The 14,021-nt window shown below is 74.4% G+C and carries 13 protein-coding genes; 6 read left to right on the top strand and 7 right to left on the bottom strand.

Annotated elements, in window-relative coordinates; all coding sequences use genetic code 11:
* Window positions 1-43: 43 nt before the first annotated feature.
* The 6 genes from trpC (at window position 44) to lgt (ending at window position 5,719) form a co-directional block, all read left to right on the top strand.
* Complete coding sequence (gene trpC, locus ACIGEZ_RS01335; protein WP_399824513.1) at window positions 44-853, top strand: indole-3-glycerol phosphate synthase TrpC; 810 nt, start codon at window positions 44-46, stop codon at window positions 851-853.
* A 130-nt stretch (window positions 854-983) separates the two neighbouring features.
* Window positions 984-1,166 carry a tryptophan biosynthesis modulator TrpM gene (trpM, locus tag ACIGEZ_RS01330; RefSeq protein WP_399826151.1) on the top strand — a complete coding sequence of 61 codons (183 nt, stop codon included), beginning with the start codon at window positions 984-986 and terminating at the stop codon, window positions 1,164-1,166.
* 443 nt (window positions 1,167-1,609) lie between these two features.
* The gene (gene trpB / locus ACIGEZ_RS01325) at window positions 1,610-2,893 is read left to right on the top strand and encodes a tryptophan synthase subunit beta (RefSeq protein WP_399824512.1); all 1,284 of its coding nucleotides are present in this window, start codon (window positions 1,610-1,612) and stop codon (window positions 2,891-2,893) included.
* Window positions 2,890-3,708 carry a tryptophan synthase subunit alpha gene (gene trpA, locus ACIGEZ_RS01320; RefSeq protein ID WP_399824511.1) on the top strand — a complete coding sequence of 273 codons (819 nt, stop codon included), beginning with the start codon at window positions 2,890-2,892 and terminating at the stop codon, window positions 3,706-3,708. Before trpB ends, trpA begins: the two co-directional genes overlap by 4 nt.
* 64 nt (window positions 3,709-3,772) lie before the next feature.
* The gene (locus ACIGEZ_RS01315) at window positions 3,773-4,600 is read left to right on the top strand and encodes a DsbA family protein (RefSeq protein WP_399824509.1); all 828 of its coding nucleotides are present in this window, start codon (window positions 3,773-3,775) and stop codon (window positions 4,598-4,600) included.
* A 93-nt stretch (window positions 4,601-4,693) separates the two neighbouring features.
* Window positions 4,694-5,719 carry a prolipoprotein diacylglyceryl transferase gene (lgt, locus tag ACIGEZ_RS01310; RefSeq protein WP_399824508.1) on the top strand — a complete coding sequence of 342 codons (1,026 nt, stop codon included), beginning with the start codon at window positions 4,694-4,696 and terminating at the stop codon, window positions 5,717-5,719.
* Between the two features lie 71 nt (window positions 5,720-5,790).
* On the opposite strand, the gene ACIGEZ_RS01305 is transcribed toward lgt, so the two are convergent.
* From ACIGEZ_RS01305 to ACIGEZ_RS01275, 7 genes are read right to left on the bottom strand one after another with little or no spacing between them, the layout of a single operon-like run.
* A complete protein-coding gene (locus ACIGEZ_RS01305) occupies window positions 5,791-6,606 on the bottom strand; it encodes an HpcH/HpaI aldolase/citrate lyase family protein (protein WP_399824506.1) in 816 nt (271 codons plus the stop codon).
* Window positions 6,603-7,820 carry a CaiB/BaiF CoA transferase family protein gene (locus ACIGEZ_RS01300; RefSeq protein WP_399824505.1) on the bottom strand — a complete coding sequence of 406 codons (1,218 nt, stop codon included), beginning with the start codon at window positions 7,818-7,820 and terminating at the stop codon, window positions 6,603-6,605. The genes ACIGEZ_RS01305 and ACIGEZ_RS01300 overlap by 4 nt, the downstream gene beginning before the upstream one ends.
* On the bottom strand, window positions 7,817-8,728 hold the full coding sequence (rbsK, locus tag ACIGEZ_RS01295; protein WP_399824504.1) for a ribokinase: 912 nt from the start codon (window positions 8,726-8,728) through the stop codon (window positions 7,817-7,819). Before rbsK ends, ACIGEZ_RS01300 begins: the two co-directional genes overlap by 4 nt.
* On the bottom strand, window positions 8,725-10,188 hold the full coding sequence (locus ACIGEZ_RS01290) for an ADP-ribosylglycohydrolase family protein (RefSeq protein WP_399824502.1): 1,464 nt from the start codon (window positions 10,186-10,188) through the stop codon (window positions 8,725-8,727). The genes rbsK and ACIGEZ_RS01290 overlap by 4 nt, the downstream gene beginning before the upstream one ends.
* Window positions 10,185-11,336, bottom strand: coding sequence for an ADP-ribosylglycohydrolase family protein (locus ACIGEZ_RS01285; RefSeq protein ID WP_399824501.1), 1,152 nt, complete (start codon window positions 11,334-11,336; stop codon window positions 10,185-10,187). Before ACIGEZ_RS01285 ends, ACIGEZ_RS01290 begins: the two co-directional genes overlap by 4 nt.
* Window positions 11,317-12,783 (bottom strand): ADP-ribosylglycohydrolase family protein, encoded by a 1,467-nt coding sequence (locus ACIGEZ_RS01280; RefSeq protein WP_399824499.1) that lies wholly within the window; start codon window positions 12,781-12,783, stop codon window positions 11,317-11,319. The genes ACIGEZ_RS01285 and ACIGEZ_RS01280 overlap by 20 nt, the downstream gene beginning before the upstream one ends.
* Window positions 12,783-13,811, bottom strand: a complete 1,029-nt coding sequence (locus ACIGEZ_RS01275) for an ADP-ribosylglycohydrolase family protein (protein ID WP_399824497.1) — start codon at window positions 13,809-13,811, stop codon at window positions 12,783-12,785. Before ACIGEZ_RS01275 ends, ACIGEZ_RS01280 begins: the two co-directional genes overlap by 1 nt.
* Window positions 13,812-14,021: the final 210 nt, after the last annotated feature.

The following is a 14,021-nucleotide window of genomic DNA, read 5'->3' as shown; positions in this document are numbered from 1 at the left end:
GTGTTCATCAACACCGTCACCGTCCCGGAAGGGGGCCTCTCGCGTGAGTGTGCTCGACGAGATCATCGAAGGCGTGCGCGCCGACCTCGCAGAGCGGCAGGCGCGGGTCTCCCTCGACGAGCTCAAGGAGCTCGCCGCCAAGGCTCCGCAGGCCAAGGACGGCGTCGCCGCACTGCGCGGTGACGGCGTCAAGGTGATCTGTGAGGTGAAGCGCTCCAGCCCGTCCAAGGGCGCACTCGCCGCGATCGCCGACCCGGCCGGTCTCGCCGCCGACTACGAGGCGGGCGGCGCCGCCGTCATCTCCGTCCTCACCGAGCAGCGCCGCTTCGGCGGCTCGCTCGCCGACCTGGAGGCCGTCCGCGCCCGGGTCGACATCCCGGTGCTGCGCAAGGACTTCATCGTCACCGCCTACCAGCTCTGGGAGGCCCGTGCGTACGGCGCCGACCTGGCGCTGCTTATTGTCGCCGCCCTGGAGCAGGAGGCCCTGGTCTCCCTCATCGAGCGGGCCGAGTCCATCGGTCTGACCCCGCTGGTCGAGGTCCACGACGAGGACGAGGTCGAGCGGGCCGTCGACGCGGGCGCCCGGATCATCGGCGTCAACGCCCGGGACCTGAAGACCCTCAAGGTCGACCGTTCCACCTTCGAGCGCGTCGCCCCCGAGATCCCGGCCCACATCGTCAAGATCGCCGAGTCCGGTGTCCGCGGCCCGCACGACCTGATCGCCTACGCCAACGCCGGCGCCGACGCGGTCCTGGTCGGCGAGTCCCTGGTCACCGGCCGTGACCCGAAGGCCGCCGTCGCCGACCTGGTCGCCGCCGGCGCCCACCCGGCGCTGCGGCACGGCCGGAGCTGATCCGGCGATGACCGGCCGCCACGACACGCAGCACGTCCCGGACCTCCCGGTCCGGGACGCGGCCGGCGTGCTCGCGGCGGCCCGTACGGCGCTCGCCGTACCCAGCCGGCGCACCCGGCTCCGTACGGCCGTGGCGCCCGCCCACGCCCCGCTCGCCCGCGGTTGCCGCCCTCGCGGCTGCCGCGCACCCGCCCGCCGTGTCCACGGCCGCCGGGTCCGCTATGTGATCGGCGACGAGCCGGGCCAGGTCAACGGCATGCGATGGCGCCCGCGCCTCGCGCGCACCACTTCCACGTACAGCGACAACGCCTAGCCGAGGCGCCTCGCCTCGACCTTGTCGTGGCCCGTCACCCTGTTGCGGGTCGCCGTTCCCGTCGTGCCCCGTCGTCCCGTTATGGGCTGCCGCCCTGGCTGTGGCCCAACCCCCGTTGTGGACATTCGTCCCGCTGGGGCGGGACGGGTGGGCACAACGGGACGGCGCCACTTGTGCGGGCGCGTCCGCACCAGTGCCTGCCCCCGCCACCACGAGGGCGCCGCGCCCTGGTGGGTACCGCACCGATGGGGAGCCTGGGCACGGCAGGGCGCCGTCCCGTGTGCCCACCCGTCCCGCCCAGCGGGACGATTGCCCACACGGGCCGGGCCGGCGGGCCACCAGGCCGCGGCCGGGGTTCGGCGTTGTCGTACGTGAGGGGCTCGCGCGCATACCGTGACCACCAACCACGTCACCCGGGGCCCCGCCCCGCGAGGAGCAGTCGCATGTCCAGCGAGTTCTTCATTCCCGACCCCGACGGTCAGGTTCCTTCCCCCGAGGGCTACTTCGGTGCCTACGGCGGCAAGTTCATCCCGGAGGCCCTCGTCGCCGCCGTCGACGAGGTCGCCGTCGAGTACGACAAGGCCAAGTCCGACCCCGAGTTCGCCCGCGAGCTCAACGACCTGATGGTCAACTACACCGGCCGTCCCAGCGCCCTCACCGAGGTCCCGCGCTTCGCCGGGCACGCCGGCGGGGCGAGGATCTTCCTCAAGCGCGAGGACCTCAACCACACCGGCTCGCACAAGATCAACAACGTGCTCGGCCAGGCCCTGCTCACCAAGCGCATGGGCAAGACCCGCGTCATCGCCGAGACCGGCGCCGGCCAGCACGGCGTGGCCACCGCCACCGCCTGCGCCCTCTTCGGACTCGAGTGCACCATCTACATGGGCGAGGTCGACACCCAGCGGCAGGCCCTCAACGTCGCCCGCATGCGGATGCTCGGCGCCGAGGTCATCGCGGTGAAGTCCGGCAGCCGCACCCTGAAGGACGCCATCAACGAGGCGTTCCGCGACTGGGTCGCCAACGTCGACCGCACCCACTACCTGTTCGGCACGGTCGCGGGACCGCACCCCTTCCCCGCGATGGTCCGCGACTTCCACCGGGTCATCGGCGTCGAGGCCCGCCGCCAGATCCTGGAGCGAGCCGGCCGCCTCCCCGACGCGGCCATCGCGTGCGTCGGCGGCGGTTCCAACGCCATCGGCCTCTTCCACGCCTTCGTCCCGGACGCCTCCGTCCGCCTGATCGGCTGCGAACCGGCCGGCCACGGCGTCGAGACCGGCGAGCACGCCGCCACCCTCACCGCGGGCGAGCCCGGCATCCTCCACGGGTCCAGGAGCTACGTCCTCCAGGACGAGGAGGGCCAGATCACCGAGCCGTACTCGATCTCGGCCGGACTCGACTACCCCGGCATCGGCCCCGAGCACGCCTACCTCAAGGACAGCGGCCGCGGCGAGTACCGCGCCGTCACCGACGACGCCGCCATGCAGGCGCTGCGCCTGCTCTCCCGTACCGAGGGCATCATCCCGGCCATCGAGTCGGCGCACGCCCTCGCCGGGGCCCTGGAGGTAGGCAAGGAGCTCGGCAAGGACGCGCTGCTCCTCGTCAACCTCTCCGGGCGCGGCGACAAGGACATGGATACCGCCGCTCGCTATTTCGGGCTGTACGACACCGACGCCGAGGTGGCCGCCGACGCGACCGCCACCGCCGAGATCCAGGGGGACGCCAAGTGACGGGCAACACGCAGCTGCTCAGCGACACCCTCGCCCAGGCGAAGGCCGAGAACCGGGCCGCGCTCATCGCGTACCTCCCGGCCGGCTTCCCGACCGTGGACGGCGGCATCGCGGCGATCAAGGCCGTCTTCGACGGCGGCGCCGACATCGTCGAAGTCGGCCTGCCGCACAGCGACCCCGTCCTCGACGGCCCGGTCATCCAGACCGCCGACGACATCGCCCTGCGCGGCGGCGTCAAGATCGCCGACGTCATGCGCACGGTGAAGGAGGCCCACGCGGCCACCGGCAAGCCGGTCCTCGTCATGACCTACTGGAACCCCATCGACCGGTACGGCGTCGAGCGCTTCACCGAGGAGCTCGCCGCGGCCGGCGGCGCGGGCTGCATCCTGCCCGACCTGCCGGTCCAGGAGTCCGACCTCTGGCGCGAGCACGCCGACAAGCGCGGTCTCGCCACCGTCTTCGTCGTCGCGCCCAGCAGCAAGGACGAGCGCCTGGCCACCATCACCGCGGCCGGCTCCGGCTTCGTGTACGCGGCCTCCCTCATGGGCGTCACCGGCACCCGCGAGTCCGTCGGCGAGCAGGCCGCGGACCTCGTCCGCCGCACCCGGGCCACCAGCGACCTTCCCGTCTGCGTCGGCCTCGGCGTCTCCAACGCCACCCAGGCCAAGGAGGTCGCCGGCTTCGCCGACGGCGTCATCGTCGGCTCCGCCTTCGTCAAGCGGATCCTCGACGCCGACGGCGACGAGAGCGTCGCGCTCGGCGCCGTAAGGGAACTGGCGGCCGAACTCGCCGAGGGCGTGCGCCGCACCCCGTAACCCGTACGGGTGGATTCGAGACCGGGGAGGCACGCGCGTGCCTCCCCGGTTCGTTGCTGTGGGCGTGAGCCAGAACAGTGACGGTAACCGGAGCGCGCGGGAGCGCCTCCAACAGCAGCGCGAGCGCGACAAGGCCCGCGAGAAGCAGCGACGCGTCCTCATCGTGTCGGCCGCGGTCGTCGGCGTCCTCGGCCTGGCCGCGGTCGTCGGCGTGATCGCCGCCAACAGCGGCGGCAAGGACAGCTCCGACAAGGCCGGCCCCGTCGTCGCCCCCACCGGGGCCGTCGGCGGCGACAAGCCCGCCATCCCCCAGGGCAGGCCCGACGCCCCTTCCACCCTGCAGATCTGGGAGGACTTCCGCTGCCCCGCGTGCGCCCAGTTCGAGAACGTCTTCCGGGACACCATCCACGAGCTGGAGGCCGCCGGCGCCGTCAAGGCCGAGTACCACCTCGCCACCCTCATCGACGGGAACATGGGCGGCAGCGGCTCCCTGCGCGCCGCCAACGCCGCCGCCTGCGCCCAGGACGCGGGGAAGTTCACCGCGTACCACGACGTGCTCTACACCAACCAGCCGCAGGAGACCGACGACGCCTACGCCAAGAACGACAAGCTCGTCGAGCTCGCCGCGAAGGTCCCCGGCCTCGACACCCCCGCCTTCCGCAGCTGCGTCGAGGAGGGCACGCACGACGGCTGGGTGAAGAAGTCGAACGACGCCTTCCGCAGCAGCGAATTCCGCGGCACGCCGTCCGTCCTGCTCAACGGAGAATCGATCTTCCCGACGAAGGGGAACGAGCAGATCTCCCCGGACAACCTGAAGAAGTGGGTCGCCGAGGCCAACAAGGGCAAGAAGGCGGGCACCGCCTCCCCGGCCGCGGGATCCCCGGCCCGCTGACGTCCGACGGCCCGCTGGGCCCGACGGCGTTACGGAGAAGTTGCCGGGCTGGCTGCCGTACGGCCCGCCCGGCAAGGTAGCGTCGGTCCTGCCATGGACCTTGCCTACATTCCCAGCCCGTCGACCGGCGTGATCCACCTCGGACCGATCCCGCTGCGCGGCTATGCCTTCTGCATCATCATCGGTGTCTTCGTCGCCGTCTGGCTCGGCAACAAGCGCTGGGTCGCCCGGGGCGGCACCGCCGGTACCGTCGCCGACATCGCCGTCTGGGCGGTGCCCTTCGGCCTCGTCGGCGGCCGGCTCTACCACGTGATCACCGACTACCAGCTGTACTTCAGCGAGGGTGAGAACTGGGTCGACGCCTTCAAGATCTGGGAGGGCGGCCTCGGCATCTGGGGCGCCATCGCGCTCGGTGCCGTCGGCGCCTGGATCGGCTGCCGCCGCCGCGGCATCCCGCTCCCGGCGTACGCGGACGCCATCGCGCCCGGCATCGCCCTCGCCCAGGCCATCGGCCGCTGGGGCAACTGGTTCAACCAGGAGCTGTACGGCAAGCCGACCGACCTGCCCTGGGCGCTGAAGATCACCGCCGGCCCCAACCGCGAGGCCGGCCTCTACCACCCGACCTTCCTCTACGAGTCGCTGTGGTGCGTCGGCGTCGCGCTCCTCGTCATCTGGGCCGACCGCCGCTTCAAGCTGGGCCACGGCCGCGCCTTCGCGCTCTACGTCGCCGCGTACTGCGCCGGCCGGGTGTGGACCGAGTACCTGCGCGTCGACGAGGCGCACCACATCCTCGGCCTGCGGCTGAACGTGTGGACCGCGATCATCGTCTTCGTCCTGGCGGTCGCCTACATCGTGATCTCGGCGAAGGTGCGCCCGGGTCGCGAGGAGATCGTGGAGCCGAGGAAGCCGACCGGCGACAAGGCGGCGGAGGGCGAGTCCACGAAGGACGAGTCCGCCGGGGACAAGGCCGGGGAGGGCGAGAACGACTCCGTCGTGGATGCCGCTGTGGCCGATCCGGCGCCGTCGGACGAGACCCCCGGCGACACCCCGGACGAGACCCCCGACGACATTCCCGCGAAGGACGGCGCCGACAACGGCGCGGGTGCCACCGGGCGCTGATCCCGTGCAAGGAACGGCGAGGAACGGCGGAGGGCCGCCGGGACCGAAGGGACCCGGCGGCCCTCTCCGTTTCAGGACCCGCGGGCGGCGAGGGCCAGGACGCGGCGGGCGCCGGTGACCACCGCCGCGTCCACGAAGCGGCCGTCGGGCAGGGCGAGCGCACCCTCCTGGGTCTCCGACGCCTTGACGACCTCCTCGGCGGCGGCGATCTCGTCGGGGGTGGGGAGATAGGCCTGCTCGATGACCGGGAGCTGGCGCGGGTGGATCGCGGCCCGGCCCAGGAAGCCCATCGCCCGGCCCCGGGCGCAGCTCGCGGCGAGCGACGCCAGGTCGCGGACGTCGGGGTGCACCGACTGGATCGGGGGCGGGAGCGCGGCCGCCCGGGCGGCGACCACGACCCGGCTGCGCGGCCAGTCGAGGCCGCTGTCCTCCCGTACGCCCAGGTCGGCGCGGAGGTCCGCCTCGCCGAGGGCGATGCCGCGGACCGTGGGATGGGCGGCGGCGATGGCGTACGCGTGCTCGACGGCCAGCGCGTTCTCCAGGAGCGGGTAGAGCGGGAGGCCCTCCGCGAGCTCGACGAGCCGGTGGATGTCAGTGGCGTGTGTCACCTTGGGAACACGGAGAGCGACGAGTCCGGGAAGGGGAGCGAGCGATGGGATGTCGCGGGGCGCGTGGATGCGGACATGGACCGGTACGGGCTGGGGGTCCGCGAGCAGTTCGGCGGTGGCGGCCAGGGCGTAGGCCCGGCGGTCCGGGGCCACCGCGTCCTCCAGGTCGACGATGACGACGTCGGCTCCGGAGGCCAGTGCCTTCTGGACCACGGCGGGGCGGTCGCCGGGGGCGTAGAGCCAGGTGAGGGCGACGGGCTGGCCCGGGGGCTCGATCACAGGGCCCCCTCGGCGCGCAGGGCGTCGATCTCGGCGCCGGTGAGGCCGAGCTCGGCGAGGAGCTCGGCGGTGTCGGCGCCGTGCGGCCGGCCGGCCCAGCGGATCGCACCGGGGGTCTCGGAGAGCCGGAAGAGGACGTTCTGCATGCGGATCGGCCCCAGTTCGGGGTCCGGCACCTCGGTGACGGTGTCGAGGGCCTGGAACTGGGGGTCGGCGAGCACGTCGCGGACGTCGTAGACCGGGGCGATGGCGGCCTCCGCCTTCTCGAAGGCGGCCATCGCCTCGTCGCGGGTGTGCCGGGCCATCCAGGAGCCGACCGCCTCGTCGAGGAGCTCCGCGTGGGCGGCCCGGCCGGAGCCGTCGGCGAACCAGGGCTCGTCGATCAGTTCCGGGCGGCCGACCAGGCGCAGTACGCGTTCGGCGATGGACTGGGCGGAGGTGGACACGGCGACCCAGGAGCCGTCGGCGGTCCGGTAGGTGTTGCGCGGGGCGTTGTTGCGGGAGCGGTTGCCGGTGCGGGGCTGGACGTAGCCGAGCTGGTCGTACCAGAGGGGGTGGGGTCCGATGACGGAGAGCATCGGTTCGATGATGGCCATGTCGACGACCTGGCCGCGGCCGGTGGTGTTCCTCGCGGTGAGCGCCGTCATCACGGCGTACGCGGTGGCGAGGGCGGCGATGGAGTCGGCGAGGCCGAAGGGCGGGAGGGTCGGCGGGCCGTCCGGTTCGCCGGTGATCGCGGCGAAGCCGCTCATGGCCTCGGCGAGGGTGCCGAAGCCGGGACGGTGGGCGTACGGGCCGAACTGGCCGAAGCCGGTGACCCGGGCGAGCACGAGGCGCGGGTTGACGGTGGACAGCTCCTCCCAGCCGAGGTCCCAGCGCTCCAGGGTGCCGGGGCGGAAGTTCTCCACGATCACGTCGGCGTCGGCGGCGAGCCGCAGCAGGGTGTCGCGGCCGCCGCGGGTCGACAGATCGAGGGTCATCGTCCGCTTGTTGCGGCCGAGGACCTTCCACCACAGGCCGACGCCCTCCTTCGCGGGGCCGTGGCCGCGGGACGGGTCGGGTTTGCGGGGGTGCTCGATCTTGACGACGTCGGCGCCGAAGTCGCCGAGCATCATCGCCGCGAGCGGTCCGGCGAAGAGGGTGGCGAGGTCGAGGACGCGCAGTCCGTGCAGGGGAGGGGCGGCGGAGCTACCTGCGGCGGGTGTGCTGGTCATACGGGATCGGCCTCCAGGTTCTCGGCTGCGGCCTCGATCTCGGTGCGGTACGGCATCGAGGTGGACGCGCCCTCGCGCTGGACGGAGAGCGCGGCGGCGGCCGAGGCCCAGGCGAGGGCCCGCGGCACGGGCCGGCCCTCGGCGAGGGCGACGGCCAGGGCGCCGACGAAGGTGTCGCCCGCGGCGGTGGTGTCCACGGCGCGGACCCGGGGCGCGGGCACGGTGACCGGCCGGCTGCCGCGGGCGGCGTGCAGGCAGCCGGCCGCGCCGAGGGTGACGACCACCTCGGGGACGTCCGCCAGCAGGGCCTGGGCGGCGGCATGCGGGTCGTCGAGGCCGGTGAGGGCGGCGGCCTCGTGCTCGTTGGGCACCAACAGGTCGGTGGCGGCGAGGAGTTCGGGTGGGAGGGGGCGTGCGGGGGCCGGGGTGAGGACGGTGCGGACGCCTCGCTCGCGGGCGGCCCGGGCGCCCTCGACGACCACGGAGAGGGGGAGTTCGAGCTGGAGGAGCAGGGCGTCGGCGGTGGCGATCAGCGCCTCGTCGCCGTGGGTGAGGGAGGTGACGGTGCCGTTGGCGCCGGGGACGACGACGATCGCGTTGCCGCCCTCGTCGTCGACGACGATGTGCGCGGTGCCGGAGGGGCCCTCGGAGGTGCGCAGCAGGTCCGTGTCGACGCCGCTGTGGTCGAGCGCGGCCCGGAGCCGTAGGCCGAAGTCGTCGGCGCCGACCGCGCCGATCATCGACACCTCGGCGCCCGCGCGGGCGGCGGCGACGGCCTGGTTGGCGCCCTTGCCGCCGGGGACGGTGCGGAACTCGCGGCCGGTCACGGTCTCGCCGAGGGCGGGGGCCCTGGCCACGTAGGCCACGAGGTCCATGTTCGTGCTGCCGAGCACGACGATGCTGGTCATGGGCGTACTGCCTCCGAGTGCGTCAGTGCGGCCAGGGTGTCGAAGCCGATGCCGTCGAAGGACGGCACCGAGGTCGAGAGCCGGTTCTTGAGAGGGGAGGTCCAGCGTTCGGGCAGCCGGTCGGGCCGGCCGGCGAGGAGACCGGCGACCGAACCCGCCGTGGCGCCGTTGGAGTCGGTGTCCCAGCCGCCGGAGACCGCCGCGCAGACGGAGCGCGTGAAGTCGCCGTCGGCGTGGGTGAGGGCGGCGGCGAGCAGGGCGGCGTTGGGTACGGCATGGACCCAGTGATACCCGCCGAACTCGGCGTGGAGCCGGTCGACGACGGCGTCGAAGTCGCGGGTGGCGCGGGCGGCGGCGATGCCGCTGCGTACGGCGCGGGCGAGCCGTGACCCCGGCGGTACGACACCGAGTCCGGCGGCCAGGGCCTGGTGCACGTCGGCGGTGCCGGTGGCGGCGGCCGCGATCGTGGCGGCGACGAACATGGCGCCGTAGACGCCGTTGCCGGTGTGGGTGAGCACGGCGTCCCGGTGCGCCTGCCGGGCCGCCGCCGCGGGGTCACCGGGACGGGTCCAGCCGTGCACGTCGGCGCGGATCTGGGCGCCGATCCACTCCCGGAACGGGTTGCGGTGGGAGGCGGTTCGCGGGGGCTCGATGCCGTCGAGGAGGTTGCGGTAGGCGATCCGCTCGGCGGTGAAGGTGCGCCCGGCGGGCAGCTCGTCCAGCCAGAGCCGGGCGACGTCGGCGGTGGTGAAGTCGCGGCCGTGGCGCTGGAGGAGCAGGAGACCGAGGAGGGGGTAGTTGAGGTCGTCGTCCTCGGGCATGCCGTCGATGTTCTCGGCGAGGGAGGTGGGGGCGGAGCGGCGGTTCCACGGGTGCGCGGCGAGGAGCGCGGCGGGCACGCCACGGGCCGTGAACCAGTCGGCGAGCGGCCAGTTGCCGGTGGCCCGGGCGAGCTTCCGGATGGCCTCCAGGGGCAGTTTCTCGACGGGCTTGCCGAGCAGACACCCGACGGCGCGGCCGAGCCAGGCGGCGTGCAGGCGGTCGAGCAGCCCGCTGCCTTCCCCCACGCAGCCCCTGTCCGGAACCCTCCCCGGCTCCGGGGGGCGCGGCCAGTCGGGGCAGAGCGCCACGATCGCGTCGAGGGCGGCGGGCTCGCCTTCGGCGGAGGGGGAGGGGAGCTCGGCCAGGGTGTCCAGGAGTTCCTCGGCCAGCGGGCGCAGGTCGGGGCGCGGGGTGGGGGACGCGCCGGCGGCCGGCGGGGCGGGGTGGCCGCCGGCGGCGTACCAGCGGTCGGCGAGGGCGCGGGCGTCGCGGCCGTCCTCCGCGGCCTGGCGCAGCTCGTGGCCCACCAGGTCCTCCGGCTGGACCCAGGTCAGGCGCAGGAGGCCGGCGGCCCTGTCCGGCCGACCCGGCGCCCGGACGCTGCCGACTGCGGGCGCCCCTGAGCCGGTGTCCGTCATCGGGGCGCGCCCCTCAGCGCCGCGAATGCCGACTCGTGGGCTCTGCGGCGGGCCGTGTCCCGGGTGAAGATCTCCTGGGTCACCGTGGTCAGGGACGTCGCCGGGGCGTGGAGGTCCAGGCGGCTGGCTTCCGCTACCTGCTTCGACCAGTCCGCGGGCACGGCGGATTCGCCGTGGAGGGCTCCGGCCAGGGCTCCTGCCATCGTGGCGATCGAGTCGCAGTCGCGGCCGTAGTTGACGGCGCCCAGCACCGTGCGGCGGTAGTCGCCCTCGCCGACGAGGAGCATGCCGAGGGCGATCGGGAGTTCCTCGATCGCGTGCAGGCGGGACGGGCGGCGGGCGGCGAGGGACGGGGCGCGGTAGTCGGGGCCCACGGAGTCGTAGGGGGCGACCGCCCGGCGCAGGGGGGCCAGGGCGGGTTCGAAGTCCCGGTGGGAGTCCGCTACTTCGGCCACCGCCTCGATCGCGGAACGGGTGCCGTCCTTCGCCAGGGAGAGGGCCGCTTCCACGACTGATTCCGGGGTCGCGCCCGGAGCGCACGCCGCCGCCACCGCCGCCGCGAAGACGCCGGCCGCCTCACGGCCGTACGAGGACTGGTGGGCGCCCGCGATGTCGAGGGCCTCGGCGTAGGCGCCCGCCGGGTTGGCCGCGTTGACCAGGCCGACCGGGGCCATGTACATCGCCGCACCGCAGTTGACGATGTTTCCGGTCCCGGCCTCGCGGGGGTCGGCATGCCCGTAGTGGAGTCGCGTCACGATCCACTTCTCGGCGAGGAAGACGCGTTGCAGGGGGAGCGCCTCCGCCTCCAGCTCCGGGATCCAGACGGGGCGGCCCATCAGTTCGGGCACGAGGTGGTCCGCGACGGCGTACGCGTCGAGGTGGTCGCGGACCTTTTCGTACACCCTGATCAGGGCGTGCGTCATCAAGGTGTCGTCGGTGACGTGCCCGTCGCCCTTGTGGTACGGCGCGATGGGGCGGGCGGTGCGCCAGGCGTCGCCGTTCCAGGGGCCGACGATGCCGGTGACGCGGCCGCCGTGGCGTTCCAGGATCTGCTCGGGGGTGTAGCCCTCGACGGGGCCGCCGAGGGCGTCGCCCACGGCGGCGCCGACGAGACTGCCGGTGATCCGGTCATCCAGAATGGGGGTCATGTCGGAATTGTCCACCCGGGGCGGTCAGTTCCGTGGCTGCGAGGAGACCGGCGAGTTCGACGAGATCCGTGCCCGCGAGGCGGGGCAGCGCGCAGCCCGCGAGCGTGCGGCACGCCTCCCGCCAGGTCTTCGGGACCGAACCCCCGCCGCTCAGCGCGCCGGTGAGCGCGCCCACCAGCGCGGGGGCGGAGTCCGCGACGCGGGAGAGGCAGGCCGCGGCCGGTACCGCGGCGGAGACCTCGCCGCGGGCGGCGGTGGCCAGGGCGAGGGTGACGGGTACGGTCTCGGCGGCGGCGATGCCGTAGCTGTAGACGTGGTCCACGATCTGGTGTTCCAGGAGCGGCACCAGTTCGAACGCGGAGGCGGCGGTGCGGGCCAGCTTGACGGCGTACCGGCCGTTGCGGCCGATCTCGGTGGCGGGCGGCAGCTGGTGCAGGGCCGCGTCCACCGCCTCGTCTGGCGACGCCCCACCGAGCGCCGCCGCCGTGGCCGCCGCCATCGCGCGGGCGCCGTGGACGCCGTCGCCGTCCTGGGTGTACCGGGCGTCGAACTCGGCGAGTTCGGCGGCGGACGCCGGGTCGCCGGGGTGGACCAGGGCGAGCACGGCGGCGCGGACGCAGGCGGCGTCGTCGAAGTAGTGCGGGTTGTCGTGGCCGGTGGCGGGCGGGCGCAGGCCGGCGGCGAGGTTGCCGAGGCCGGCGCGGACCGAGATGCGGGCGCGCAGGGGGAGGACGGCGGACTCGACCTCGGGCGCGCGGTCGGCCGCGGCGGCGACCTGGCTCGCGAGGGCGTTCCAGGCGAGGTCGACGGCGGCGCGGAGGCGGCGCTCGGGGGCGAGGGTGCGGAACAGGGGGCCGTTCGCGGCGAGCAGCGCCTCGGCGGTGAACACCGCCCACTCGGCGTCGTCGGACGGGCCGAGCCGGAGGGGCTCGGGGGGCTGGTTGAGGGCGATCGGGACGGGGAGGGTGGTGGTGGCGTTCTGCTCGGCGAAGGTGTCGAGCTCGCGGGTGAGACGGCGGGTCCACTCGGGCATGCGGGCGGCGCGGTGGCGGGCGGCCGGCCAGCCGGCGGCGTCGCCCGCGGCGAGGCCGAGCAGGAGGCCCTCGACCCTGTCGCGGCTCGCCCTGGCGGGGGGCGCGGGCGTGCCGGCCCGGAGGGCGGCGCCCAGGACGGGGGTGCGCCGCTTCGCCTGGGTGCCCCGCACCGTGGGCCCCGCAGGGTGCCGGCGGACACCGTCCAGCAGGTCCGTCCCCGACGTCGTGGGCAGGTCCCACCCGTGCCCCCCGGCGGAACGGCTGCCCACAGCGGGAGCCTCGGCGGTGCCCACCCCGGGAGCGGCGCCGGCGGCGAAGCCGCCCAGCCCCAGGGCGGGGGCGTCTGCCGCGGCGGAGGAGCCGTCCGCGGGGCCGGGTGTCACGGTGTTCACCGTCGTCGTGTCCGCGCTCATCAGGCGTCTCCCTCCGGGGTCAGCAGGTCCGCGATGTCCAGGACGTGGTAGCCGCGCATCGACGGGAGGCAGCTGCCGGCTACCGGAGGGATGGCCGAGGACCACTCCTCCGGGATGGCGCTCACGCCGCCGAGGGCGCCCGCCAGCGCGCCCGCGACCGCCGCGGTCGTGTCGGCGTCGCGGCCCATGTTGACCGCGGTCAGGACCGAGGTGCGGAAGTCGCCGCGGGCGGCGGCGAAGGCGCCGAAGGCCAGGGCGACGGCCTCGGGGGCCAGGTCCGTCCAGGGGTAGCCGCCGATGACGACGGCCGAGCGGACCGTGCGCTCGCGTTCCAGCGGGTCCGGCTGCACGCGTCCGGCGGCGACCACCGCGCGGCGCATCGAGCGGGCCGTCCACGAGTCCATCGGGACCACCGAAAGGGCCGCCGCGATGACCGACGTCACGGACGCGCCGCCCATCGCCGCCGCCACGCCCGCCGCGACGGCCTGGCCGCCGTAGATGCCCTCGCCGTCGTGGCTCACGCTGCCGTCGATGGCGACCAGTCGCGCCGCCTCCGCGGGGCGACCCGCCGCGAAGACCCCGAAGGGCGCGGCCCGCATCGCCAGGCCGTCCGACCACGCGTGCCGGTGCTGCGCCGAGATGGGCGCAGCGAGCCCGCGCCGGAGGTTCTCCAGCGTGCCGCGCTCGCTGAAGCCCGCGCCGCGGAACGGGCCCTCGTCGAGGTCCGCGATCCAGTGGTGCCAGGCGCGTTCGACATGGGCGACGGTCAGCGCCGAGCCGTGCCGGGCGAGCAGCAGTCCGGAGAAGATCGCGTACTCCGTGTCGTCCGTCCCCGCCGGACGGTCCGTCACGAAGCCCTCGATCCGGCCCCACCGGCGGCGGATCTCCGAGGGGCGCAGGTTCTCGGCGGGCGCGCCGAGCGCGTCGCCGACCGCCAGGCCGAGCAGTGCGCCCCGCGCGCGCTCGCGCACATCGCAGAGGAGCGTCGCAGCCTCGGTCCCCGTCTCGGTACTCGACTCTCCGGGCATCTCGCTCCCCTTTCACGGTCACCGGATCCACCGGATCTGTGCCACGCGGGGAGGCCCACCCCTTCACAGAAACGTTTCTGTCACCCGGGTGACAGCGCCTCAGGTTCCCGTCCCCACACCAAGGCGAGCCTTACTAAGTACGGCCTGCCTTGCTGGCGCGCCCCTTACATCGCGCGTATTTTCGAGAGTGTCCAAGGGGGCGGGCGCGCC

Origin of the sequence: Streptomyces sp. NPDC085481, assembly GCF_044541845.1 — a bacterium.
Classification (GTDB): Bacteria; Actinomycetota; Actinomycetes; order Streptomycetales; family Streptomycetaceae; genus Streptomyces.
Note: the sequence above shows the minus strand (reverse complement) of the source record. Positions and strands in the feature narration are given on the sequence as shown.